Here is a 23,211-nt window from a genome sequence, read left to right as displayed (position 1 = left end):
TAAACTTAAAAAGAAAAGCATCTATTGAAATAAATATTACTTAATTTTAGTAAATATAATCTAACAAAAAAATCATGTCTGAAACAACAATTTTCTACGCCGACGGAGAAAATCCAAAAATGATCGAAGCTTACAAAAGAGCTCAAGAAACCTTTAAATATTTCTGGAGAGAACTATCTTGGGAATACCGAAGAATAGTTCCAGGTTTAGATGTTGCTTGTGTAAAACTAGCTTTCACCCAAGATATAGACGACGACACCATTGTAGAACACATGTGGATTAACGACGTAAACTTTGACGGCGAAACGATATACGGAATTTTAGTAAATGATCCCAACGAATTGACTAATGTAAATAATGGAGACGAAATCGCAATTCCGATTAATCAAATTAGTGATTGGTTATTTGCTATTGACGGCAAAACTTATGGAGCATTTACAATTCAGACAATGCGCTCTGAAATGAGCGATGAAGAAAGAGAATCACATGATGAAGCGTGGGGATTAGATTTTGGTGATTTTAATGATATTTTAGTTGTAAACGAACAAAAAGAGAAACCAGAAAATCTAATTGAACATCCAATGAGCAAAAACATGAAAGAAAGTCTCATTGAATTCTTAAAAAACAATCCAGAAGAAATAGAAGCTCAAGACGATTTGGGTTATACTTTTTTACATCGCGAAGCTATTGCCGGAAATCAAACTTCTGTAGAGCTCATTTTAAAAGCAGGAGCCAATGCAGATGCAAAAACCAATAACGGAAAAACAGCTTTAGATTTTGCCAAAGAACTCAAATGGGATCACTTAATTCCTGTACTTCAATAGAAAATTTTAGAACCCGATTTGCAAAAACAAGTCGGGTTTTTTATTTACGAAGTTGCTTTCAAAATGAATATTTCTTCATTTCAAAATCAAAACTAATCTTTTTTTAGATGGTTTAAAATAAAGAATATGCTACTTTTGCTGCACCAAATCTAACCTGCAACAGAATGAAAAAATTATTCTTTACGCTACTATTATTATCTTCAGTTCTTTTGTCTGCCCAAACAAAAAACGATACTGATTTTGCTTCACGTTTAAAAAGCACTTTTTCTCAATCTACAGACTGTGTTAACGACTTCGAAAAAATACTAAAACCAGAAGAACTTAAGGCTTTAAACACCACGCTAAACAATTTTGAAAAAAAATACCTTTACAAAATTGTTATTATAACAACTCCTTCTATAGAACCATTTCAATCATTTGAAGAGTTTGCAACCGATTTAGATCAATTTTTATCAAAAGACCCAAGATTAGATCCTACCCTTTTAATTGTTGTTAGCAAAACATTGAGACAGATTCAGCTTTTAAGTGTCGATTTTATAAAATACAAGTTAAACACAGAAGACACTCAAAACATAATCAGCACCTATTCTATTCCTGAGCTTAAAAAAGGAAATTACTATAAAGCGCTAGAGCAGGCTTCAAATGAGCTTATAAAAAAGCTACAATAATAAATAATTCAAAATCCGATTTGTGCAAACAGGTCGGATTTTTTTATCTATATTGTCTACTTCCAGCAGAATTCTAAAAATAATTTAAAAGACAATTCTGCAATTGAAGAACAGTAAATTAAAATTAGAAATGATACGCATAATAGAAGCCCAAAATAGTGATCTGCCACATTTAAGAAAGCTTTTTTTAAATGAAAGACGGCGCACATTTACCGACCAAGACATTTCTCAATTCAAATTAGAAGATTTTGACAAGCAAACTCAAGGAGAATATATTTTAATTGCATATGTAGACAATATCCCAATCGGATTTATTTCGATCTGGATGCCCAACAATTTTATCCATCATCTTTATGTTGATCATAAATATCAAGGACAAAATATTGGAACCGAATTATTAAAAGCTGCAATTTCTAAAACCAATTTTCCGCTTACTTTAAAATGTGTTGAAAACAATAGTAAAGCAATTCATTTTTACCTAAAAAAAGGATTTGTAGAAAAATCAAGAGGAAATTCTAGTAACGGAAGTTATATTTTATTTGAATTAACCAACGATGTAAAATAACCCTAAATGCAAAACATATGCGTTTTATATGGGCGTGTCCCTCCGGGTCAGGCTGTCCGCTATATCTTTTATGGCAAACCCTGCCATAAAAGGATGCCGCTCCCATCCTTCACGCATTGGTTTTCATAAGAACACTTTTGTTCTAATATAATTTGTATTTTAGTAAGATCAGAACTACAACCAAAAACATTCTAAATCATGCTAAAACAAATTTTTATCCTTTTCATTTTTTGTTTCGGAATCCAATTGCATTCACAAGAAACTGGTTTTACGACACCAGATTATAAAGCCATTGAAAAAGAAATAAGCGACAAAAATTCAAAGTTTTTCTATCCTAAATTAATGGAAAGACTCACGAAGAACGACACTCTTTTAACGCATGATGAATATCGCCATTTGTATCTTGGTTATTTTTTTCAGTCCAAATACAATGCTTTCTGGAAATCTCCAGACGACGAAAAGCTCCAAGCTTATTACAATAAAGAAAAACTCGAAACCACCGATTACGATGCCATCATCAAACTAATCAATCATTCTCTAAACGATTTCCCTTTCGACTTACAGCAGCTTAATTTTCTAGCCTATATTTATCACTTAAAAGGCGATGAAACCAGTGCAAAAATTGCCTCTTTTAGATTTCACAGTATCATGAACGTTATTCTTTCTTCTGGCGATGGTAAAAAATGCGAAACTGGTTTTCACGTACTAATGGTCGATCACGAATATATTCTGCTCAGTCTTTTTGAAATCGAATCGAAAGGACAATCACTTGTTGATAATTGTGATTATTTAAGCTTTGAAAAAGGTGTTTACAATGTTGATGGCATTTATTTCAATATCGAAAAAATGCTCGAAAACGAAAGGAAAGTTCTTAAATAACAATCCCATTATTATTTATGTTTTTATTTGTATTTTCGTACAAAATATAATTAGTTTTAAAAGTATTTTCTAATACAAAAAATCTAAAAATGAATATTCTAATTGTTTACGCGCATCCTAGCAAAAAATCGTATACTTTTCAAGTTCTAGAAAGATTAAAACTAGCCTTGAACAATGAAAAATGGAATATAGAAATCTCTGATTTGTATGCGTCTAATTTTACTAGCGATATGTCTGAGGAAGAATACGATCGTGAAGGTTTTGCGAAAACAGAACTTCCTATACCTGCGGATGTTTTAGCAGAACAAGAAAAAATAGAAAAAGCAGACTGTATTATTTTTCTATATCCTGTTTGGTGGAGCGATTGTCCAGCAAAATTAAAAGGCTGGTTTGATCGTGTATATTCGGTAGGGTATGCATATGGGCAAAACGAAACTTTCAGAAAAATGAAAACTATTCCGTACGGTCTCGTAATTTGCACAGCCGGTCATCCGAATGAGTTTTTACATGAAATCGAAATCGCTCAAAGCATGGAAAAAATTATGATCGAAGACCGACTTGGAAAACGTTTTACACATAAAGAAATGATTATTCTAGGCGGAACTTTGAATCTCGAAAATGTGATGTCAAAACATTTTGACCTTATCAATACAATTCCTCAAAAAATTAAAACAATAGTATAAAAAATCAAATCTAAATCTACCCAAAATGATGCAAGACAATAATGTAGAGAAATCAGTCTTTGAAGAGATTCCGACAGAAAAAATATATTCTAAAAAAGCAATTAGCACCGCAACTTTTTTTGGCGGTCCATTGGTTGCTGGTTATTGCATTGCGGAAAATTTTAAAACTTTTAATGATCTTGAAAAAGCCAGAAACACTTGGATTATTACAGCAATCTGTACAATCGTAATCATTGGAATCTCATTTAGCCTTCCCGAAAACTTTCCAAAAATTGTTTTTCCAGTTATTTATTCTTTCATCGCTTCCTACATAATTCAGACTTATCAAGAAGAAAACATACAAAAGCATAACGATAACGGAGGAGATACTTATGGCGGATGGAGAGTTACTCTAATTACTCTTCTAGGTTTTCTAATTTTATTTGGCTTAATCATGGTAATTGCAGTATTCTTTTACGGCATCTAATAAAAAACTTGTCTGAAATACACCTTCAAATTGTCTTTTAAACACCTTAATCAATTGATTTTTAGATTGTAATTTTACTTTACTAATTTAAAAGTCAATTGATTATGAATACTCAAGATTTTACCACAACCATAATTGTCAATCAGTCACCAGAAGAAGTTTTTAAAGCCATACAAAATGTTCGCGGCTGGTGGTCTGAAGAGATTGAAGGAAAAACAGCAAATCAAGGCGATGAATTTAAATATCATTATGAAGATGTTCATCGCTGTAAAATAAAATTGATTGAAGTAATCCCGAATCAGAAAATTGTTTGGCTCATTGAAGAAAATTATTTCAGCTTCACGAAAGACGATACAGAATGGACTAATACAACAGCAGTTTTTGATATCTCAAAAGAAGATGACAAAACAAAACTCACTTTTACACACATTGGTCTGGTTCCAGAATATGAATGTTTTGATGTTTGCAAAGCAGGCTGGAGTAATTACATCGAGAATAGTTTGAAAAAACTAATTGAAACAGGAAAAGGCCAACCAAACGCAACGGGAAAGCCTCAAATTGAAACGGAAAGAAAATTATCCGAAAAATAAAATCACTTTTCATACTATTATTTTAGACTACGTCAATCATAGATTTGGCTAAATCTATTTCTCTAATGATGCGCAACTTTGTATCATCAAAAAAAATAATAGTATGAAAATTATAATTACAGGTTCTTTAGGAAACATTAGCAAACCTTTAGCGAAAGCTTTAATAAAAGAAGGACATCAAATTACAGTAATTGCAAGCAGTAGTGAAAGAAAATCGGAAATTGAAAACCTTGGAGCGCAAGCCGCAATTGGTTCAGTAAATGACGTTAATTTTTTAACTCAAACTTTTATAGGAGCAGATGCTGTATATTGCATGATTCCACGTGCAAATTATTTTGATCAGAATCTTGATTTAGATGCTTTTACTCGTACAATTGGAAATAATTATGCAGAAGCTATCTCAAAATCTGGCGTAAAGCGCGTAGTGTTTTTAAGCAGTATTGGTGCGCATTTAGAGCAAGGTTCTGGAATCATTCAGCGTTATAATGAAATCGAAGCCGTTCTAAACAGACTTTCAAATGTTTCGATAACATTTATGCGTCCAACTTCTTTTTACTACAATTTGTTGGCTTATATTCCGATGATTAAAAATCAAGGAGTTATAGCCGCTAATTATGGAGCAGATCAATTAATTCCTTGGGTTTCTCCAAACGATATAGCCGAAGCAATTGCAGAAGAGCTTACAACTCCGCTCGACGGAAAAAAAATACGTTATGTAGCAAGCGAAGAAGTTACTGGAGATCAAACCGCAAAAATTTTGGGCGACGTAATTGGTAATCCAGATCTAAAATGGAAATTAATAAGTGACGAAGAAACACTAAACGGATTAATTGCTGTTGGAATGCAACCTAAAATTGCACAAGGTTTGGTAGAAATGTATGCTGCACTTTACAGCGGTTTGCTTGGTGAAGATTATTATCGAAATCGTCCTGCAGTTTTAGGAAAAACAAAACTGGCAGATTATGCTAAAGAATTTGCTTCTATTTTCAACCAAAATTAAGTACTTTGTATTATGGCAAATCAGCAACCTCTTCGATTTAAAACAATAAGCGAATTTCATGATTTTAGAAATTTGCCAAAACCTGAACATCCTTTGGTGAGCGTCTATAATTTTGAAGATTTAAAATATCTTAATGACGAAGAACCAAAAAGCTTAATGCTGGATTTTTATTCGATTGCTTTAAAAAGAAATGCCAACGCAAAAATGCGTTATGGCCAGCAGGAATACGATTTTAAAGAAGGAGTTTTAATTTTTCTTTCGCCAGGACAAGTTTTTTCTATTGAAGGAAATAACGAAATGCAACACACAGGATGGTCATTATTGATTCATCCTGATTTTCTTTGGAATACACCGCTTGCGCAGAAAATCAAACAATATGATTACTTTGGTTATGCAGTCAGTGAAGCGCTTCATCTTTCTGATAAAGAAGAAAACATGCTAATAGACATCATAAAAAATATTCAGCAGGAATACCAGTCTAATATTGATAAGTTTAGCCAAGATGTAATTATTGCACAAATCGAATTGTTTTTGACTTACGCTGAAAGATTTTACAACAGACAATTTATTACTAGAAAAATCAGTAGCAATCAGATTTTAGCGCGTTTAGAAAAATTGCTTGAAGACCATTTTTCTGATGATTCATTAAAACAGAAAGGACTTCCGACGGTACACTTTATAGCCGAAAATTTAAACGTTTCTCCTAATTATCTAAGTGCGTTGTTAAAAATGCATACGGGCCAAAGTACACAACAGCACATTCACAACAAATTGATTGAAAAAGCAAAAGAAAAGCTTTCGACCACTACGCTATCTATTAGCGAAATTGCTTTTGAACTTGGTTTTGAACATCAGCAATCATTTAGTAAATTATTCAAGACCAAAACAAATACTTCACCTTTAGAATTCAGACAATCATTTAACTAATTGTTTTATTTTTCATAAATTCGTTAGCTTAAAAAGCGAAAATTATGAATCCATTTTTAAGAAATACTTTGGCTGTAATTGCAGGTCTAGTTATTGGTAGTATTGTCAATATGAGCATCATTTTACTAAGCGGATCTATAATTCCGGCTCCAAATGGCGCAGATGTTAGCACTACAGAAGGCTTAAAGGCAACCATGCATTTATTTGAACCAAAGCATTTTCTTTTTCCATTTTTAGCACACGCAATCGGAACTTTTGCGGGAGCGTTGACAACTGCTGTTGTCGCAATTAAACACAAAACAAAACTAGCTTTCGGTATTGGAGCTTTCTTTTTATTTGGCGGTATAGTTACGGTTTTTACTTTGCCTTCTCCTATTTGGTTTGGTTTTGCCGATTTAATTTTTGCTTACATTCCGATGGCATATTTAGCTTCTAGAATTGCTTTAAAAAAGAAAAAATAATATGAGCGACAAAACAATAAAACCAGCAAAAAAATGCTACGAACATATTGGTGGCAAATTGGGAGAATTGCTTTTAGAGACATTTGCAGCTAAAAAATGGATTGCAAAAAACAATTCGACAGACAAGCATTTCTACATAACCGAATTGGGCGAAAAAGAATTTACCAAACTAGGCGTAGATCTGAATAAAATAAAATCGGAAGCCCTTTAATTTTATAAATTTACAATCCTTTTCTGCAAAATTTGTAGCGCTTTATTTCTTAACTTAGTTTGCTTTTAAATCTTGAATCATGACTAGGAAAGAAATCGCTAAAAACTTCTTGAAATTAGCAGCAAAAGGGCACCCTCACGAAGGTTTTCGATTGTATGTCGGAAAGAATTTCAAACATCACAACGCCTATTTCAAAGGCGATGCAGACACTTTAATGCTTGCCATGGAAGAATCTGCCAGAACAAATCCGAATAAGGTTTTTAAAATTCATCATATTCTAGAAGACGATAACTTAGTTGCTGTGCATTCGCACCTCAAACAAACGCCTTCAGATATTGGTTTTGCCGTTGTGCATATTCTCAAATTCGAATCGGATAAAATCGTCGAACTTTGGGATCTAGGACAACCTGTCCCAAAAGATTCTATTAACGAAAACGGAATGTTTTAACTAATAATAAAGTACTGATGGTTAATTCTAAATTACAAACAATTCATAATTTGCAACTTACAATCCACAATTAATAAATGAACTTAATCCCTAAAATTTCCTTATTACTACTAGTAATCTTAACCAGTTGCCATTCTTCAGCACAGACAAAAGACAATTATAAAAAAAGTATTGATAGTTTACTCCAAAACACCAACCCTAAATTTACTGGTGTGATTTTGATTGCGAAAAATGGCAAAACAGTCTATTCAAAGGCTGAAGGATTTGCGAATTTTGAAACCAAAAAACCTTTAAACCTAGATAGCCAATTTGAAATTATGTCTATTACCCGACAAATTACAGCTGCTTTGGTTTTGAAAGAAGTAGAACAAGGTAAAATTGATCTCAATACTCCAATAAAAAAATACCTGCCCAATTTAAAGCAGACATGGGCAGATACTATTACAGTTCATCAGTTATTAAACCACTCACATGGAATCACTGATTTACAAAAGCCTTTACTTTTTAAACCAGGAAGCGATTTTAAATATGGCAATGAGGGCTATCCTATATTGGGTCAAATTCTCGAATCGGTATCTAAAAAAAGCTATTCAGAACTAGCAAACGAGCTGTTTAAAAAGCTTAAAATGAATAATACATTTTGCTATTCAAAAGACAGCGATAAAAATTTAGTTACAGGATACATCTCTAACGGCAATAATTTAGAAAAAGCAGAGAATAATTTAATATCTCCATACAAAGTGCCTTCAGGCGGTCTTGTTTCTACTGTAAATGATCTTTTAATTTGGAATAACAACCTTCACAAGGGAAAAATTCTAAAACCCGAATCATACAAATTAATGACATCGTATACAATTCAAAGTCAACATAACTTTTTCGGAAAAGTAAAAGAAGGATATGGTTACGGTTTAAGAATTATAGAAAAAGAACCTATAAAATATTTTGGACATACTGGCCTTGGCAACGGATTTTCTGCTGTAAACCTGTATTTTCCTGATAGTGATGTAAGCTTAATTGTTTTAGAAAATCAGATGCCCGAAGATTCTAATTTGTTTTATGCTTCTGAATTTAAAATCAAAAACATTCTTTTTAAAAGTGATTTATTAAGTAAATCGTAGACAAAATGGCAAAAAATAAAACTACAGAAACTCAAAGTAGCGTTACTGATTTTATTAACGCTGTCGAAAATGAAGTTAAAAAAAGTGATGCTTTTGAACTTCTAAAAATAATTCAAGAAGCAACTGGTTTTGAACCCAAAATGTGGGGACCAAGCATTATTGGTTTTGGAAGCTATCATTACAAATACGACAGCGGTCACGAAGGTGATGCTCCGTTGGCTGGTTTTTCGCCAAGAAAAACAGCCATGACCGTTTATTTTTATCTGCCAGAAGAAAAAAGAGAAGAACTTTTATCTAAACTTGGAAAACATACTTCGTCTAAGGCATGCATTTACATTAAAAAACTCGCAGATATTGATATTGAAATCTTAAAAAAGATAATTTTACTTTCAATTGAATATACCCAAAATTTATATCCTCAAAATAAATGACAACATTCCTAATTCTATTATTCCTGATTGCTTTTGCAATTTATATGTTTCTTCAACACCCAAAATTCGGAAAAGCACCTTCGGGAGAAAGACTGGTTCAAATTCAAAATTCGCCGCAATATAAAAACGGAAAATTCGAAAACCAGAGCTTTACACCCGATCTCGCCGAAGGCAAAACTATGGCTGGAGTTTTATTTGAATTTTTCTTCAAGAAAGTAGATCGAAAAATTCCGACAGATTTAATTCCGTCAGTAAAAACCAACTTAAAAGAACTCCCATTAAATCAGGATGTTTTAGTTTGGTTTGGGCATTCGTCCTATTTTATTCAGTTGGAAGGAAAACGCTTTTTAATAGATCCCGTTTTTAGCGGGAACGCCTCTCCTATTCCAGGAACAACAAAATCGTTTAAAGGAACTGATATTTATACGGTCGATGATCTCCCTGAAATTGATTATTTGCTAATTACGCACGATCATTACGATCATTTGGATTACGATACCTTCTTAAAATTAAAACCTAAAACTAAAAAAGTTGTTACCGCTCTTGGTGTTGGCTCGCATTTGGAATTCTGGGGATTTCCTTCTGAAAATATTATTGAGAAAGATTGGTATTCTAAAATAGAATTAGATGAAAATCTAACAATTCACACCACGCCATCAAGACATTTTTCGGGTAGAGGTTTTAAAAGATGCAATACGCTTTGGACTTCTTTTGTTTTAGAAAGCAAGGATTTTAAAATGTATTTGGGCGGAGACAGTGGCTACGACAAGCATTTTGCCGAAATTGGCGAAAAATACGGACCGTTTGATATTGCTTTAATTGATAATGGACAATACAACGAAAGTTGGAAATATATTCATAATTTACCTCAAGATGTAATAAAAGCCATGAAAGACCTGAATGTAAAAAGAGTATTTCCCGTACATTCTTCTAAGTTTTCATTATCACTTCACGCTTGGGACGAACCTTTGAAAAAAGTAACCGAATTGAATAGTTTGTCTGAAAATCCGATTCCGTTAATTACACCAATGATTGGCGAAATTGTTGAATTGAAAAATGATAAACAAGAATTTAAACAATGGTGGAAAGGGGTTAACTAATGTTATGAATTATGAATTATGAATTCTAAACCGAATTATAAATTCATGCTATGTCCCTGAGGAAAGTGAGCAAAACTTGAAACATGAAACTTTAAAACCTGAAACAAACTAAAAACCGTGAAACCAAAAATATACTATTTCGCAATTGCATTTCTATTAACAATAAACCTATTTTCTCAAAATACCTATGTCTTTTTAGGATCTTACAATCGTGATAAAACCGCTGAAGCTATTCAAGTATATCAATTGGATACCTTAAACGGAAAATTGACCAAATTTACTTCAGTCAAAAACATTATAAATCCGTCTTATTTGACGGTTTCGCCAAACGGAAAATATGTTTATGCCTGCACAGACACTAAAACGCCAAATGCAGGAAGCGTAAGCAGTTTTGAATTTAATCCGTCAGCAAAAACTTTGACTTTTTTGAACAGTCAAAGAAGCGGTGGCGAAAATCCTGTTTATGTCAGTGTTCACAAAAACGGAAAATGGCTTGCCAATGCCAATTATACAGAAGGAAGTGTTTCTGTCTATCCTATTTTAGAAAATGGCAAAATCGATTCGATTGCCCAGAATTTTCAGTATATGGACGGAAGCGTAAATAAAGATAGACAAACTAGATCTCACGTACATTCGGCGGTATTTTCTCCACAATGCGATTATTTGTTTTTGCCCGATTTAGGAGCCGACAAAATACGCTGTTATGCTTTTGATGAAAATCTGAAAAAGCCATTAGTAGAAACTAAAAATCCGTTTACGAAAACCGATTTAGAAGCTGGTCCAAGACATTTAACCTTTCATCCAAATCAAAAATATGGATATTGCATTGAAGAAATGGCTGGACAAGTTAGCGTTTACAGTTATGAAAATGGTGTTTTAAATAAAATCCAACGCATTGCTACGCATTCAGATAAAATAAAAGATGGCTTTGAAAGTTCTGATATTCATATTTCTCCTGATGGAAAATTTTTATACGCAACAAATCGCGGCAAAGAAAATAATATTGCTATTTTCTCTATCGATGAAAATGGTCTTTTAAAAAACATTGGCTATCAATCAACTTTAGGAAAGCATCCTAGAATTTTTGCTCTCGATGAAAGCGGGAAATTTTTGGTTGCCTCGAATGTTTTAACGGGAAATGTAATTGTTTTTAAAAGAGATTCGAAAACTGGACTATTAAAGAAAGTAGGAAAAGAAGTGAAAATGGAGAATGTTTCTTGCGTACAGATTAAACAGATTTAATTTTCTTATAAGTATATTATAGATAATCTTGTTATTTCTCGTTCGTCGAAATGACAAACTTTGAGTTAAAAATTATTAAATAATTAAAAAAACATGACAATAAATAACTTCAATTTACAGCCAGATTTCTTAGAAAATGAAATCTCCAAGTTAATTCCGTTAGAAGAAAAACATTTTGAAGCCTTATTTAAAGCAGCTTCTGATCCGTTAATTTGGGAACAAAATCCTGCGAAGGATCGACATCAAAGAGATGTTTTTAGAGCTTATTTTGATCTGATACTTACAAAAAGTCCGTTCCTAATTCTCGATAAACAAACCAATGAAATAATGGGAACAACAAGTTTCTACGATTACAATCCAGAAAAATCGAATATTAGCATTGGTTACACTTTTATTACCCGAAAATATTGGGGCGGCCCGTACAACAACTCAAACAAAAAATTAATGATCGATTACGCATTTGAGCATGTTGATTCGGTACTTTTTCATATTGGAGCAGAAAACTTCCGTTCGCAAAAAGCCGTTTTAAAACTTGGAGCCAAAAAAAACAATGAGTTAACATTTATGGTTAATGGTCGTGAAGTACCATATTTTGAATATGAATTGAAGAAAAAATTATAGAAAATTATGAATTATGAGTTATGAATTTTGAGTTGACGATAACTTGTAATTTATATCATAACTCTTAATTCATAACTCATAATTCATAACTCACAAAACTCACAAAACTCAAAAAGATGAAAAGAATAACCGTTTTCTGTGCTTCAAGTTTTGGCACTGAAAAAATTTACGAAGAACAAGCAACCAATTTAGGCAAAACCTTAGCCAAACAAAATATAGAATTAGTATATGGAGGTGCAAATGTCGGTTTAATGGGCGCTGTCGCTGATGGAGCTTTAAGTGCTGGCGGAAAAGTAATTGGCGTGCTTCCTAATTTTTTAAGATCGAAAGAAATTGCACATTTAGGTCTAACCGAATTGATTTTGGTAGAGAGCATGCATGAAAGAAAAACCAAAATGAACGATTTATGTGATGGTGTAATCGCGCTTCCAGGTGGTTTTGGAACTCTAGAAGAACTTTTCGAAATGTTGACTTGGGCGCAATTAGGTTTGCATAAAAAACCAATAGCAATTTTGAATGTAAATGGCTATTATGATTCTCTAATAACGTTATTGCAAACTATGACAGAAAAAGGATTATTGAAAGAAGTCAATCAAAAAATGCTTTTGGTTAGCGATTCTATTGACGATTTATTAGATCAAATGAAAAATTACACTGCGCCCACTGTCGGAAAGTGGATTGATAAAAAAAAGTTATAAGTCAGAACTTAAGATCTCAATACAAATTTTAGAGTTATATTTACATTTCCTCGTTAGATCTAACTAATTAACTTCAAACAAAATGAAAACAGAAAACAACAAATACGCTAAGGCAGAAATGCTGATAAGAAAGCCTGTTTCAGAAGTTTTTCAGGCTTTTATTGATCCGCAGATTACAAGTAAATTTTGGTTTACAAAAGGATCTGGAAAATTAGAAGAAAATCAAAAAACAGAATGGACTTGGGAAATGTATGGTTTTTCTCTTTCTGTTACGACAATTGTACTTCAAGAAAATAAAAAAATTGTTATTGAATGGGGAAATCCTGACGAAATTACATTGGTAGAATGGGTTTTTAATCCGTTGAACGAAAGTGAAACTTTTGTGAGTATTACCAATTCTGGTTTTCATGGAGACACCGATAAAATTATAGATCAGGTTCGTAATTCGACTGAAGGCTTTACTTTGGTTTTGGCTGGAGCAAAAGCTTATTTAGAACATAATTTACAACTAAATTTGGTTTTGGATCGTTTTCCAAAAGGACTTGCTTAATCTTATTTAACCGCAAAATCTCTGTGTGTGTGTTTACCGCAAAGAACACAAAGGTTTACGCAAAGCTTGCTAAGTATTTTAAGAGTCACTAAAACGAAAAGTCCACAAAGCTTTATCTGTACAAAACTTTGCGAACTTTATATCCAGATTCTGTTTAGTCTCTTAATAAAATAACTTTGCACCCTTTGCGGTTAAAAAACTAGCCACAAAGAAAAGCAACTTGAAACCTGAAACAAAAAAATGTCATGGAAGTTAAAAAACCAGAAAACATAGACGAATACATTGGTGGATTCCCTAATGATGTTCAAGAAATTTTGGAGAAAGTTAGAATAACGATTCAGAAAGCAGCGCCTGATGCAAAAGAGAAAATCAGTTATTCGATGCCAGCTTTTGAGCAAAATGGAATTGTAGTTTATTTTGCTGCTTTTAAAAACCATATCGGACTTTATGCTTTGCCAAGCGGACATGAAGCTTTTGCTGCAAAACTCTCTAAATATAAATCTGGAAAAGGTTCTGTACAATTTCCTCTCAAAGACCCAATGCCTTATGACTTAATTACTGAAATTGTAAAATTTAGAGTCAAAGAAAATCTGGCAAAAGCCAAAAAGAAATAAAACCACAAATGAATTTAACCCAACACTACGACCAGCTTTACAAAACCTCTTCTGAGATTATTTCGACAGGAAAATATTCAATTGATTCTGAACTTAAAAATGAATCCGATTCTCGTTTTGGAATCACGTTGCTTATTCGCCCAAATGATGAAATTAAAGCAAATATTCACTCTTTCCTAAACGAATTAAGAAAAGCAGAACCTGAGCAATATTTTTACCCTGATTCAGATATTCATATTACAGTTATGTCTATTATTTCTTGTTCTTCTGATTTTACTTTAAATCAGATTTCTGCAAAGGAATACATAGAAGTAATCTGCAGAAGCCTTGTTGATGTTGAGAAAATTCAAATTCACTTTAAAGGAATAACTGCTTCTCCGTCTGCTCTTATGATTCAAGGATTTCCAAGCGATGAAACGCTAAATAATTTACGAAATAGACTTCGCGAAAATTTCAAAAATTCAGGATTACAACAAAGTATCGACAGCCGTTATTCTATATCTACAGCACATTCAACTGTAATGCGTTTTCAGGAAAAACTCCATGATCCGAAAAAATTAATAGAAATAGCCGAAAAATTTCGTGATTATGATTTTGGAGAATTTGAGGTTAAAAACTTAGAATTGGTTTACAATGATTGGTATCAGCGTAAAAGTACGACACGCGTTTTAGGTGATTTTGGATTGAGGTGATTCACTTAAATTTCCCAAAATGCCATAAAACTCCCGAAGGATCGTGCAGAAAACATTCACTCCCCCAATCTAAATATTTTATAGGAGTTAATTTTACTCCTTCATATTTTTCAGGAAGACTTAGAGCCAAAAGTTCGCTATAATATCGTTCGACATTATCCACTTCAAGAAAAATCATAGTGTTTTCAATCCAGCTTTTATCGTAGTAACCTTGGAGGTAAAAAGCGATTTCTCCTGTTTTAAAAACTGAAAAATTAGATTCTAAAACTGTTTCCTCAAACCCTAAATCACGATAAAAACTTCTTGAAACTTCAAAGTTCTTAGCGCCAATAAACGGTCTGATAGATTTAACATTGTGATTCATATAATCTATTTAAATTTATAAAAACCATTCCACTCCATTATCAAGTCGAAGGAGAAAATCTGTAAATGAATTTCCTATTTCAACATGATACTTTGTGTCCAAATCTATAGAAGGCGAAAGAATAATTTTTAAAGAATTATCATCTTCAAATTCAATTCCAATAAATTCTCCACTTCCATTTGTACCTATTGCTAATGTTTGGGGCAGTTTTTCAAAAATATGATATTCCAAATTAGCATCAATAATTTCTTCTAGGCTCCAAAGTTTTATAAACTCAGCTCCAATAAACTGATCGATTCCAAGATAATTTTCGACATAAAAAACATAATCTTCAGGAAGATCAAATTTTAAATGTGCTTGAATATCTTCAATATCAACTGAAGATTCTATCTTTCTTTTAGGAAAACGATACTTCTGCAAAATCTCATCTAAAGTCTCCATATACTATAAATTTATGTCGTTATAATAAATTAAAAACCATTTATTCTGAATGAGTTTAAACTGTCTTTCCACTTCAAAACCACTGTCAGGAATCCAAAATCTTTCTGTAATTAAGGTATCTGTTTTTACTAATGAATGCTGATATTCTTCTATTTCCGATTTTTCGGCAACGGGAATTGCTTGAAACTGCCAATTCTTTCTTGTCCAATTGTACTGCTCAAAACCTGAAACATGCTGTCCTTCAATCGGAAAATCAACTCTCGAAACCTGAAAAAGAGAATCAGAATGGAATTTTTTATTGAATTCGTCAAAACTCTCAGGCAATTCTATTTTTACAGGTTTTACAACGCTATCATTTTTAAATGCTATTTCAGAATTTAAGTTCACATCTTCTTTAACTTTATTGCAATTCAAAGAAATAAAAGTGAGAGCCAAAACAAGCAAAATAGTTGAAATTTTCATGAAGATTCGATTTTAGCCTTTCTTCAAAATACTTCCTAAACCACGCCCGATTTGTTCTATCGCTTCAATACCTTTTGCTAAAGGCGATGCAGTAAAATCTTCGTAAGCATCCATTGCGCTTTCTTTTCTGTCGTCTTGCGGATAAACAAGCATTACATTATTGCTGTCAAAATACTTTTCAAACTTTGTTGGCAATTTATCAAAGATTGATTGATAAGAAACAGAACCTTTTCGAGATAAGTTGACAATAATAAAATCGGTTGGTTTTATGTCTTCAGAAATTACTTCAAAATTTTCCCAATCAGAAACATTTTTAAAACCAAATTTACTGTTCAGTTTTAAATTAGAACCAATTTGCTGAATAGCTTCATGCGTTTTCTTTTCAGCATAAATCACAATCGGAATGCTTAATTCTTGTGACAAACGGCTCACTTTCTGCATTAACAAATGAAAACCAATTCCTCTTTCTGAAAACGGCGGACAAATAAAAACCAATCTTTTTTCTTCAATAAAATTCTTTTGAAACCTGCAGATAAATAAAGTCTTATCTACATTATTTATTATCGAATCTACATTCTCTCCGAAGATTTTATCAATAAATCCGGTCTTTCTTGGCCAGCCCACAATCACAATATCCGACATAATTTCTTTTGACGTTCTTGCAATTCCGCTCGCAGGATTATGGTCGATTCTGGCAATCGTATTAATTTTTACTTCTGAAGCCGATCCTTGAATTACAAATTTATCGGCTGCTTTTCTGTATTTTAAAATGTTCTTTTCTGCCTGATTATTGTTTGGAACAATCGTTAATAAAGTAACTGGATTAGATGATTTTTTATCTTTTATCAAAAGAGCAAAATCTAATAAACTTGCCGCAGCAGAAGATTTTGCTAACGGAATCAAAATATGTTCGTCTAAAATTTGATCTTTGTCGGCGTCTTCATGTGAAATTTCTTCTTCGCAGATGGCAATTTTTTTCGCTGCTTTTTCAGTTGCAAACGAAGCTACAATACACGTAATAAGAATTAGAATGATAGTTCCGTTTAAAATATTTTCGTCTAAGATTTTAGCTTTAAAACCAACTAAAATTACTGCCAAAGTTGCCGCTGCGTGCGCACTGCTCAATCCAAAAATAAGCTGTCTTTCTGTTCTAGTGTATTTAAAAACAATTTGAGTAAAAAATGCTGCGATCCACTTTCCAAAAATTGCTACAACACTCAAAGTTCCTGCTACGATCAAAGCTGTTGGTCCGCTTAAAATAACGCTTACATCGACCAACATTCCAACAGAAATCAGAAAAAATGGAATAAATAAGGAGTTTCCAATAAATTCAATTCTATTCATCAACGCAGAAGAATGTGGAATTAATGGATTAAGCGCTAAACCTGCAACGAATGCACCAATAATTGGCTCTACTCCTGCTACCTCGGCCAAAAATGCGGCAAAGAAAACCACAGAAAGCACAAAAATATAATGAGCGTGTTTTTCACTTTCTAATTTCTTAAAAAACCATTTTGCAACACGTGGAATAATCATAAACATTATCGCAGAAAAAATGGCTAACGAGACAATTAATTTAACCCAAAATGCCTGATTCAAATTCCCTTGACTGCTTCCCATAATTACCGCTAGGATAATCAAAACTGCGGTATCGGTCAAAATAGTTCCGCCGACTGTAATGGCAACCGCTTGGTTTTTAGCAATTCCCAACTTGCTTACAATCGGGTAAGCAACCAAAGTGTGGGTTGCAAACATGCTCGCTGTTAAAAAACTGGCATTAAAATCATATTTCAACAAGTAAAAACAAACCGGAAATCCAATTGAAAGAGGCAGAATAAAGGTAAAAAATCCAAATAGAACACTTTTGTTACGATTGGCCTTAAACTCATTCATATCTAATTCTAGTCCCGCAATAAACATGATATACAAAAGCCCGATTGTCGAAAATAAATCGACAGCAGAGTTTTTTGCCAGAATATTTAATCCGTGCGGGCCAATAATAACACCCGAAATAATAAGTCCGATAATTCCAGGGATATTGATCTTTTTTAATAAAATTGGGCAAAGCAGGATTATAAATAGTATTAACGAAAAGATTAATACTGGGTTGCTTAGAGGTAATTCGAATTCTTGTAATAGATGTCTGAAAAATTCTATCATATGGTAACTTTATCTTCTTGTGGCATTAACATTTGTAAAAAGACATTTCAGAATTAAAACAAAATTCCAGGAAGTATTAATATTAAGAGCCAAGCAATGCGCTTCGTTCTTCTACAAAAATACCGAAAAAACACTAACTTTTTACGGAAAGTGCATATTAAGGTTTTAAATTTATTTCGTTGCCGAATTATTAAATTTTAATATTTTTTTTAACAAATACGCAAGATTAACACTCAAAAAGAAATCATCATTGCATTATTCGATTATCTTTGTCTTAACAAAAATTGAACAATGGAAGAATGTATCTCTGTTTTTGATATGCTTAAAATTGGCGTTGGCCCTTCAAGCTCACATACTTTAGGTCCTTGGCGCGCTGCCGAACGCTTTCTAGAAGAGTTGAAAGACGAAGCAATTTTAGAGGATATCACAAGGGTAAAAGTCGATTTATATGGCTCACTTTCTTTAACTGGAAAAGGCCACGCAACAGATCTTGCCGTTATGCTCGGATTGAGCGGACAAGATCCTGAGTATATTCCTGTCGAAGATATTGCTGGTATTATTAAAAAAATCGAAACCACAAACGAAATCAATTTGGGAAACCAAAAAGTGATTCCGTTCTTTTTTCTTCAAGACATTGTTTTCAATAAAGATTTTCTTCCGTTTCATGCAAACGGACTAAAATTTACGGCTTACAAGTCTGATGATTCTGAATATGAATCTACTTTCTATTCTATCGGAGGAGGATTTGTGGTTAAAGAAGAACGTACAAATGCTAAAGAAAAAAAGGCAATTAAATGTGCATTTCCCTACCCAATCCAAAACGCAGCCGAATTATTGAATTATACTATTACTGAAAACAAATCGATTTCTGAAATTGTATATGAAAATGAAATTTCGATGCGCCCAGAAGCTGAAGTGCATTCTGAATTAATGCGCATTTGGAATACGATGTTGGAATGCATGTATATTGGATGCCATTCTGAAGGTATTCTCCCTGGCGGACTTCACGTGCGCAGAAGAGCTTTTGACATGCACCAAAACTTAATCGGATTATCTAACTATAATGATCCGCAAAGCTGGCTGGAAGAAATTAGAAAAACCGAAGTTAAATTCCGCCAAATCTTAAAATGGGTTAGCTGTTTTGCACTTGCCGTGAACGAAGTAAATGCTTCTTTAGGCCGTGTAGTTACTGCTCCAACTAACGGAAGTTCGGGTGTAATTCCTGCTGTTTTAATGTACTACATGGTAATTGAAAACCATAATGCAGGCGAAAAAGAAATAAAACAATTTTTGATGGTTGCTGGCGAAATTGGCAGTATATTCAAAAAAGGATCAACTATATCTGCCGCAATGGGCGGTTGTCAGGCCGAAATTGGCGTTTCGTCTTCTATGGCTGCAGCAGCGCTTTGCGAATTAATGGGCGGGTCTCCTGCTCAGGTTTTAATGGCGGCAGAAATTGCAATGGAACACCATTTAGGTTTAACTTGCGATCCTATTGGCGGATTGGTTCAGATTCCGTGTATCGAAAGAAATACAATGGGTGCTATTAAAGCTATAAATGCTGCTGAATTGGCCTTAGAAACTGATTCTAAAAATGCTAAAGTTCCATTAGACAAAGTAATTAATACGATGTGGGAAACAGCAAAAGATATGAATTCAAAATATAAAGAAACTTCTGAAGGAGGTCTGGCGGTTGCCGTAAATATGGCCGACTGCTAAACTTTAAGTTATCAAGAATTCTACAAATTAATACTTATACATAAGCTGCATAATTATTTTATTATAATGTAAAACAGGCAATTTTGATTAGAATTTAAAGACCGAAAACTATTTTCTGTCGAAATATTCTACAATTGCTAATTCCTGTTTTACATTTATTCAATACTTTTACAATATCAAAAAAACATTAAAATGTCAGTAGCAAAAAAAGATTATAAAAGAATCACAACAAAGTCATTAATAGAAATGAAAAGCAACGGAGAAAAAATCTCTATGCTTACTGCGTATGATTATACAATGGCAAAAATTGTTGACACCGCTGGTGTCGATGTAATTTTAGTTGGTGATTCGGCATCAAACGTAATGGCTGGACACGAAACAACTCTACCTATTACTTTAGATCAGATGATTTATCATGCTTCTTCTGTAGTTCGCGCTGTAGAAAGAGGTTTGGTTGTAGTTGACTTGCCTTTTGGAAGTTACCAATCTGATCCAAAAGAAGCTTTACGTTCTTCTATTAGAATTATGAAAGAAAGTGGTGCTCATGCTGTAAAATTAGAAGGCGGAAAAGAAATTAAGGAATCAATTAAAAAAATATTACACGCTGGTATTCCAGTAATGGGACACTTAGGTTTAACTCCTCAGTCTATCTACAAATTCGGAACTTATAGTGTTCGCGCAAAAGAAGAAGAAGAGGCTGAAAAACTAATTGAAGATGCTCAAATGCTTGAAAAAGTTGGATGTTTTGCTGTTGTTTTAGAAAAAATCCCAGCAGAACTTGCTAAAAAAGTAGCAGAAAGCATTTCTATCCCAGTAATCGGAATTGGAGCTGGAGGTGGCGTAGACGGTCAAGTTTTAGTAATTCACGATATGTTAGGAATGAATAATGAATTTAGTCCGCGTTTCTTACGTCGTTACTTAAACCTTTACGACCAAATGACTAAAGCAATCGGTCAATATGCAGCAGATGTTAAGTCTAGTGATTTTCCTAATGCTAATGAACAATATTAGATTTTAAGATACTAAGGTTCTGAGTTGCTAAGGTTCTAAGTTTTTAGGGGCAAGGGAACAAAGGTTCAAAGATTTTTGAATTGCCTCCAGCTTTAGCTGGAGGTTTATTTTTAACACACATTAAAGGCTTTAGCCAAACTTTTCAATTTAAAATTTCACTTCAAAATGAAAATTGTTTCAGATAAAAATAATCTCCAAATTTTACACGAAGATAATCACATTATCGTGGTCAATAAACGTGTAGGTGATATTGTACAGGGAGATAAAACGGGTGACAAACCTTTGTCTGATGTTGTAAAAGAATATATTAAAGCTAAATATAACAAACCAGGTGATGTTTTCTTAGGTGTCATTCATCGATTAGACAGACCTACAACGGGAATTGTGGTTTTTGCTAGAACGAGTAAGGCTTTGTCTCGAATGAATGAATTGTTTAGCAATCGTGAGACTAAAAAAACATATTGGGCTGTTGTAAAAAACAAACCAAAAGAAGCGAAAGCAAAACTGGTTCATTATTTAAAACGAAATGAAAAAAATAACACTTCTAAAGCTCATTTAAAAGAAGTTCCAGACAGCAAATTGGCTAGTTTAGATTATACCATAATCAAAGAACTTCAAAATTATACAGCATTAGAAATCAATTTGCATACAGGTCGCCATCATCAAATTCGTGCTCAATTAAGTGCAATCGGATCTTCTATTAAAGGAGATTTAAAATACGGAGCAGATCGAAGCAATCCTGATGGCGGAATTCATCTTCATGCTCGAAAACTGACTTTTGTACATCCGGTTTCAAAAGAGAATATTACAATTATTGCCCCTACTCCAGACGATCCAATTTGGAATGCTGTATGATTTTTATGATTTAATTGTTAAATTTTTAAATTTTATCGATTAACTTGCAGGGAGAAAAAAACAAGCTAATCGTAAAATGGACTTTAAAAGCGACATCGGATATCGAAAGGAAACTCTAAAAAAGTTATTGTATAATATTCAAAAAAGCGAAGATTTAATTGTAAAAGCTTTATATGATGACTTTAAAAAACCAGAGTTTGAGGCTGTTTTGACCGAAACCAATTATGTCATTTCAGAACTTAAAGATGTTATCAAAAACCTTAACAAATGGGCAAAACCAAAACGTGTTTTTCCATCACTGCTTAATTTTCCTTCTACCGATTATATTTACAAAGAACCTTATGGCGATGTATTAATCATTGCTCCTTGGAACTATCCTTTTCAACTTGCTTTATGTCCTCTTGTTGCTGCTGTCGCCGCGGGAAATAGAGTTGTTTTAAAACCATCTGAACTTACACCTCATACTTCTGCTGTAATTGCAAAAATTATAGAAAAAACATTTCATGTTAATCATGTTGAAGTTTTTGAAGGCGGAGTTGATGTTTCTAATAAATTACTGGCACAGCGATGGGATTACATCTTTTTTACAGGAAGTGTCGCTGTTGGAAAAATTGTTGCAAAAGCCGCAGCAGAAAATTTAACGCCAGTTACTCTTGAATTAGGCGGGAAAAATCCGTGCATTATTGATCAAACGGCCAATTTAAAACTGGCTGCAAAACGAATTGTTTGGGGAAAATTTATAAACGCAGGACAAACTTGCATTGCTCCAGATTATATTCTAATTCAGAAAAACATGAAAGTTAATTTCATTTCTTTTATGATCGAAGAAATCATAAAAGCTTATGGAAAGAAAGTAGATAAATCTCCTGATTTTGCACGAATTATAAATACGAAAAACTGGTATAGATTAACCAATATGATTCAAGGCGAACATGTTTTATTTGGTGGAGAAAGCGATGCCAATAAACTTTATATTGCACCTACTCTTCTTGAAGAACCAGATTTGGATAGCGCTGTTATGAAAGAAGAAATCTTTGGGCCTATTCTGCCAATTCTTGTTTATGAAAATGAAAATGATATTGAAAAGGTTGTAAGCCGTTATGAGAAACCTCTTTCATTTTACATTTTTAGCGAAAATAATTCATTTGCAAAGAAATTAATTTCAAAATACTCTTTTGGAGGCGGATGCATTAACGATACGGTTATTCATTTTTCTAACAATAGACTGCCTTTTGGCGGTGTCGGGCATAGCGGAATTGGTGCTTATCATGGCAAACGAAGCTTCGATACATTTTCTCATCATAAAGCAATTGTAAAAAAAGGAAATTGGCTTGATTTACCAATGCGTTATGCGCCATATAAGGATAAACTGGGCCCAATAAAACGAATTCTAGACTGGCTATAAATCAGT

Annotated in this window: 29 protein-coding genes; 25 read left to right on the top strand and 4 right to left on the bottom strand. The window is 33.1% G+C overall.

Translation table 11 applies throughout. The features are described from left to right. The first annotated feature begins 74 nt into the window (after positions 1-74). From AC1Q5Z_RS17705 to AC1Q5Z_RS17605, 21 genes are all read left to right on the top strand, one after another. Positions 75-824 (top strand): DUF2314 domain-containing protein, encoded by a 750-nt coding sequence (locus AC1Q5Z_RS17705; protein ID WP_343588127.1) that lies wholly within the window; start codon positions 75-77, stop codon positions 822-824. Between the two features lie 164 nt (positions 825-988). Further along, complete coding sequence (locus AC1Q5Z_RS17700) at positions 989-1,492, top strand: TPM domain-containing protein (protein WP_286968001.1); 504 nt, start codon at positions 989-991, stop codon at positions 1,490-1,492. A gap of 130 nt (positions 1,493-1,622) precedes the next feature. Beyond that, positions 1,623-2,057 (top strand): GNAT family N-acetyltransferase, encoded by a 435-nt coding sequence (locus tag AC1Q5Z_RS17695; protein WP_492446179.1) that lies wholly within the window; start codon positions 1,623-1,625, stop codon positions 2,055-2,057. Between the two features lie 198 nt (positions 2,058-2,255). Beyond that, the gene (locus tag AC1Q5Z_RS17690) at positions 2,256-2,936 is read left to right on the top strand and encodes a DUF4919 domain-containing protein (RefSeq protein ID WP_492446177.1); all 681 of its coding nucleotides are present in this window, start codon (positions 2,256-2,258) and stop codon (positions 2,934-2,936) included. Between the two features lie 89 nt (positions 2,937-3,025). Beyond that, complete coding sequence (locus AC1Q5Z_RS17685; protein WP_492446176.1) at positions 3,026-3,619, top strand: NAD(P)H-dependent oxidoreductase; 594 nt, start codon at positions 3,026-3,028, stop codon at positions 3,617-3,619. 25 nt (positions 3,620-3,644) lie between these two features. Beyond that, positions 3,645-4,085 carry a hypothetical protein gene (locus AC1Q5Z_RS17680; protein ID WP_492446174.1) on the top strand — a complete coding sequence of 147 codons (441 nt, stop codon included), beginning with the start codon at positions 3,645-3,647 and terminating at the stop codon, positions 4,083-4,085. Positions 4,086-4,189: 104 nt separating this feature from the next. Then, positions 4,190-4,675, top strand: a complete 486-nt coding sequence (locus tag AC1Q5Z_RS17675) for an SRPBCC family protein (RefSeq protein ID WP_286967992.1) — start codon at positions 4,190-4,192, stop codon at positions 4,673-4,675. 103 nt (positions 4,676-4,778) lie between these two features. After that, the gene (locus AC1Q5Z_RS17670) at positions 4,779-5,675 is read left to right on the top strand and encodes an NmrA family NAD(P)-binding protein (protein WP_492446173.1); all 897 of its coding nucleotides are present in this window, start codon (positions 4,779-4,781) and stop codon (positions 5,673-5,675) included. A 12-nt stretch (positions 5,676-5,687) separates the two neighbouring features. Then, a complete protein-coding gene (locus AC1Q5Z_RS17665; RefSeq protein WP_492446171.1) occupies positions 5,688-6,602 on the top strand; it encodes a helix-turn-helix domain-containing protein in 915 nt (304 codons plus the stop codon). Between the two features lie 44 nt (positions 6,603-6,646). Further along, positions 6,647-7,063: a hypothetical protein gene (locus tag AC1Q5Z_RS17660; protein ID WP_492446170.1), complete on the top strand. Its 417-nt coding sequence runs from the start codon at positions 6,647-6,649 to the stop codon at positions 7,061-7,063. A gap of 1 nt (position 7,064) precedes the next feature. Next, complete coding sequence (locus AC1Q5Z_RS17655; RefSeq protein WP_278020919.1) at positions 7,065-7,274, top strand: ArsR family transcriptional regulator; 210 nt, start codon at positions 7,065-7,067, stop codon at positions 7,272-7,274. Positions 7,275-7,353: 79 nt separating this feature from the next. Beyond that, entirely contained in the window at positions 7,354-7,722 is a 369-nt protein-coding gene (locus AC1Q5Z_RS17650; RefSeq protein ID WP_198856415.1) for a nuclear transport factor 2 family protein, read from the top strand. 77 nt (positions 7,723-7,799) lie between these two features. Further along, complete coding sequence (locus tag AC1Q5Z_RS17645; RefSeq protein ID WP_343588150.1) at positions 7,800-8,840, top strand: serine hydrolase domain-containing protein; 1,041 nt, start codon at positions 7,800-7,802, stop codon at positions 8,838-8,840. 5 nt (positions 8,841-8,845) lie between these two features. Beyond that, positions 8,846-9,271, top strand: a complete 426-nt coding sequence (locus AC1Q5Z_RS17640; RefSeq protein WP_343588153.1) for a DUF1801 domain-containing protein — start codon at positions 8,846-8,848, stop codon at positions 9,269-9,271. Continuing rightward, positions 9,268-10,371, top strand: a complete 1,104-nt coding sequence (locus AC1Q5Z_RS17635) for an MBL fold metallo-hydrolase (protein WP_343588156.1) — start codon at positions 9,268-9,270, stop codon at positions 10,369-10,371. Before AC1Q5Z_RS17640 ends, AC1Q5Z_RS17635 begins: the two co-directional genes overlap by 4 nt. Positions 10,372-10,488: 117 nt before the next feature. Then, positions 10,489-11,613 carry a lactonase family protein gene (locus tag AC1Q5Z_RS17630; RefSeq protein WP_343588158.1) on the top strand — a complete coding sequence of 375 codons (1,125 nt, stop codon included), beginning with the start codon at positions 10,489-10,491 and terminating at the stop codon, positions 11,611-11,613. Positions 11,614-11,706: 93 nt separating this feature from the next. Continuing rightward, positions 11,707-12,234 carry a GNAT family N-acetyltransferase gene (locus AC1Q5Z_RS17625; protein ID WP_492446166.1) on the top strand — a complete coding sequence of 176 codons (528 nt, stop codon included), beginning with the start codon at positions 11,707-11,709 and terminating at the stop codon, positions 12,232-12,234. A 116-nt stretch (positions 12,235-12,350) separates the two neighbouring features. Then, the gene (locus AC1Q5Z_RS17620; protein WP_198856421.1) at positions 12,351-12,932 is read left to right on the top strand and encodes an LOG family protein; all 582 of its coding nucleotides are present in this window, start codon (positions 12,351-12,353) and stop codon (positions 12,930-12,932) included. 82 nt (positions 12,933-13,014) lie between these two features. Continuing rightward, on the top strand, positions 13,015-13,482 hold the full coding sequence (locus AC1Q5Z_RS17615; RefSeq protein WP_198856422.1) for an SRPBCC family protein: 468 nt from the start codon (positions 13,015-13,017) through the stop codon (positions 13,480-13,482). A 245-nt stretch (positions 13,483-13,727) separates the two neighbouring features. After that, positions 13,728-14,096: an iron chaperone gene (locus tag AC1Q5Z_RS17610; protein WP_286969591.1), complete on the top strand. Its 369-nt coding sequence runs from the start codon at positions 13,728-13,730 to the stop codon at positions 14,094-14,096. A gap of 8 nt (positions 14,097-14,104) precedes the next feature. Next, positions 14,105-14,788, top strand: coding sequence for a 2'-5' RNA ligase family protein (locus AC1Q5Z_RS17605; protein WP_278020910.1), 684 nt, complete (start codon positions 14,105-14,107; stop codon positions 14,786-14,788). Position 14,789: 1 nt separating this feature from the next. Here AC1Q5Z_RS17605 and AC1Q5Z_RS17600 read toward each other — a convergent pair whose 3' ends face one another. The 4 genes from AC1Q5Z_RS17600 to AC1Q5Z_RS17585 are packed head-to-tail and all read right to left on the bottom strand — an operon-like array spanning position 14,790 to position 18,215. After that, the gene (locus AC1Q5Z_RS17600; protein ID WP_492446163.1) at positions 14,790-15,152 is read right to left on the bottom strand and encodes a VOC family protein; all 363 of its coding nucleotides are present in this window, start codon (positions 15,150-15,152) and stop codon (positions 14,790-14,792) included. Between the two features lie 15 nt (positions 15,153-15,167). Beyond that, complete coding sequence (locus tag AC1Q5Z_RS17595; protein WP_198856426.1) at positions 15,168-15,593, bottom strand: SMI1/KNR4 family protein; 426 nt, start codon at positions 15,591-15,593, stop codon at positions 15,168-15,170. Positions 15,594-15,596: 3 nt separating this feature from the next. Then, complete coding sequence (locus AC1Q5Z_RS17590; RefSeq protein ID WP_198856427.1) at positions 15,597-16,055, bottom strand: hypothetical protein; 459 nt, start codon at positions 16,053-16,055, stop codon at positions 15,597-15,599. Between the two features lie 12 nt (positions 16,056-16,067). Next, positions 16,068-18,215: a cation:proton antiporter gene (locus AC1Q5Z_RS17585; RefSeq protein WP_198856428.1), complete on the bottom strand. Its 2,148-nt coding sequence runs from the start codon at positions 18,213-18,215 to the stop codon at positions 16,068-16,070. A gap of 291 nt (positions 18,216-18,506) precedes the next feature. Between AC1Q5Z_RS17585 and AC1Q5Z_RS17580 the strand changes: the two genes are divergently transcribed. The 4 genes from AC1Q5Z_RS17580 to AC1Q5Z_RS17565 all read left to right on the top strand — a co-directional run bounded on the left by AC1Q5Z_RS17580 (position 18,507) and on the right by AC1Q5Z_RS17565 (position 23,205). Next, positions 18,507-19,934, top strand: a complete 1,428-nt coding sequence (locus tag AC1Q5Z_RS17580) for an L-serine ammonia-lyase (protein ID WP_198856429.1) — start codon at positions 18,507-18,509, stop codon at positions 19,932-19,934. A 192-nt stretch (positions 19,935-20,126) separates the two neighbouring features. After that, on the top strand, positions 20,127-20,945 hold the full coding sequence (panB, locus tag AC1Q5Z_RS17575; protein WP_198856430.1) for a 3-methyl-2-oxobutanoate hydroxymethyltransferase: 819 nt from the start codon (positions 20,127-20,129) through the stop codon (positions 20,943-20,945). 165 nt (positions 20,946-21,110) lie between these two features. After that, the gene (locus tag AC1Q5Z_RS17570; RefSeq protein ID WP_278020905.1) at positions 21,111-21,800 is read left to right on the top strand and encodes an RluA family pseudouridine synthase; all 690 of its coding nucleotides are present in this window, start codon (positions 21,111-21,113) and stop codon (positions 21,798-21,800) included. A gap of 76 nt (positions 21,801-21,876) precedes the next feature. After that, positions 21,877-23,205: an aldehyde dehydrogenase gene (locus tag AC1Q5Z_RS17565; protein WP_198856432.1), complete on the top strand. Its 1,329-nt coding sequence runs from the start codon at positions 21,877-21,879 to the stop codon at positions 23,203-23,205. Positions 23,206-23,211: the final 6 nt, after the last annotated feature.

It is taken from the genome of Flavobacterium sp. GW823-FHT06G12 (assembly GCF_058794775.1).
This window is presented reverse-complemented; position numbering and strand designations above follow the sequence as displayed.

What these genes read in the sequence shown, in the direction of transcription:
- AC1Q5Z_RS17705 (WP_343588127.1), top strand. Translation starts at nt 75, where the DNA reads ATGTCTGAAACAACAATTTTCTACGCCGACGGAGAAAATCCAAAAATG.
- AC1Q5Z_RS17700 (WP_286968001.1), top strand. Translation starts at nt 989, where the DNA reads ATGAAAAAATTATTCTTTACGCTACTATTATTATCTTCAGTTCTTTTG.
- AC1Q5Z_RS17695 (WP_492446179.1), top strand. Translation starts at nt 1,623, where the DNA reads ATGATACGCATAATAGAAGCCCAAAATAGTGATCTGCCACATTTAAGA.
- AC1Q5Z_RS17690 (WP_492446177.1), top strand. Translation starts at nt 2,256, where the DNA reads ATGCTAAAACAAATTTTTATCCTTTTCATTTTTTGTTTCGGAATCCAA.
- AC1Q5Z_RS17685 (WP_492446176.1), top strand. Translation starts at nt 3,026, where the DNA reads ATGAATATTCTAATTGTTTACGCGCATCCTAGCAAAAAATCGTATACT.
- AC1Q5Z_RS17680 (WP_492446174.1), top strand. Translation starts at nt 3,645, where the DNA reads ATGATGCAAGACAATAATGTAGAGAAATCAGTCTTTGAAGAGATTCCG.
- AC1Q5Z_RS17675 (WP_286967992.1), top strand. Translation starts at nt 4,190, where the DNA reads ATGAATACTCAAGATTTTACCACAACCATAATTGTCAATCAGTCACCA.
- AC1Q5Z_RS17670 (WP_492446173.1), top strand. Translation starts at nt 4,779, where the DNA reads ATGAAAATTATAATTACAGGTTCTTTAGGAAACATTAGCAAACCTTTA.
- AC1Q5Z_RS17665 (WP_492446171.1), top strand. Translation starts at nt 5,688, where the DNA reads ATGGCAAATCAGCAACCTCTTCGATTTAAAACAATAAGCGAATTTCAT.
- AC1Q5Z_RS17660 (WP_492446170.1), top strand. Translation starts at nt 6,647, where the DNA reads ATGAATCCATTTTTAAGAAATACTTTGGCTGTAATTGCAGGTCTAGTT.
- AC1Q5Z_RS17655 (WP_278020919.1), top strand. Translation starts at nt 7,065, where the DNA reads ATGAGCGACAAAACAATAAAACCAGCAAAAAAATGCTACGAACATATT.
- AC1Q5Z_RS17650 (WP_198856415.1), top strand. Translation starts at nt 7,354, where the DNA reads ATGACTAGGAAAGAAATCGCTAAAAACTTCTTGAAATTAGCAGCAAAA.
- AC1Q5Z_RS17645 (WP_343588150.1), top strand. Translation starts at nt 7,800, where the DNA reads ATGAACTTAATCCCTAAAATTTCCTTATTACTACTAGTAATCTTAACC.
- AC1Q5Z_RS17640 (WP_343588153.1), top strand. Translation starts at nt 8,846, where the DNA reads ATGGCAAAAAATAAAACTACAGAAACTCAAAGTAGCGTTACTGATTTT.
- AC1Q5Z_RS17635 (WP_343588156.1), top strand. Translation starts at nt 9,268, where the DNA reads ATGACAACATTCCTAATTCTATTATTCCTGATTGCTTTTGCAATTTAT.
- AC1Q5Z_RS17625 (WP_492446166.1), top strand. Translation starts at nt 11,707, where the DNA reads ATGACAATAAATAACTTCAATTTACAGCCAGATTTCTTAGAAAATGAA.
- AC1Q5Z_RS17620 (WP_198856421.1), top strand. Translation starts at nt 12,351, where the DNA reads ATGAAAAGAATAACCGTTTTCTGTGCTTCAAGTTTTGGCACTGAAAAA.
- AC1Q5Z_RS17615 (WP_198856422.1), top strand. Translation starts at nt 13,015, where the DNA reads ATGAAAACAGAAAACAACAAATACGCTAAGGCAGAAATGCTGATAAGA.
- AC1Q5Z_RS17610 (WP_286969591.1), top strand. Translation starts at nt 13,728, where the DNA reads ATGGAAGTTAAAAAACCAGAAAACATAGACGAATACATTGGTGGATTC.
- AC1Q5Z_RS17605 (WP_278020910.1), top strand. Translation starts at nt 14,105, where the DNA reads ATGAATTTAACCCAACACTACGACCAGCTTTACAAAACCTCTTCTGAG.
- AC1Q5Z_RS17600 (WP_492446163.1), bottom strand. Translation starts at nt 15,152, where the DNA reads ATGAATCACAATGTTAAATCTATCAGACCGTTTATTGGCGCTAAGAAC.
- AC1Q5Z_RS17595 (WP_198856426.1), bottom strand. Translation starts at nt 15,593, where the DNA reads ATGGAGACTTTAGATGAGATTTTGCAGAAGTATCGTTTTCCTAAAAGA.
- AC1Q5Z_RS17590 (WP_198856427.1), bottom strand. Translation starts at nt 16,055, where the DNA reads ATGAAAATTTCAACTATTTTGCTTGTTTTGGCTCTCACTTTTATTTCT.
- AC1Q5Z_RS17585 (WP_198856428.1), bottom strand. Translation starts at nt 18,215, where the DNA reads ATGATAGAATTTTTCAGACATCTATTACAAGAATTCGAATTACCTCTA.
- AC1Q5Z_RS17580 (WP_198856429.1), top strand. Translation starts at nt 18,507, where the DNA reads ATGGAAGAATGTATCTCTGTTTTTGATATGCTTAAAATTGGCGTTGGC.
- panB (WP_198856430.1), top strand. Translation starts at nt 20,127, where the DNA reads ATGTCAGTAGCAAAAAAAGATTATAAAAGAATCACAACAAAGTCATTA.
- AC1Q5Z_RS17570 (WP_278020905.1), top strand. Translation starts at nt 21,111, where the DNA reads ATGAAAATTGTTTCAGATAAAAATAATCTCCAAATTTTACACGAAGAT.
- AC1Q5Z_RS17565 (WP_198856432.1), top strand. Translation starts at nt 21,877, where the DNA reads ATGGACTTTAAAAGCGACATCGGATATCGAAAGGAAACTCTAAAAAAG.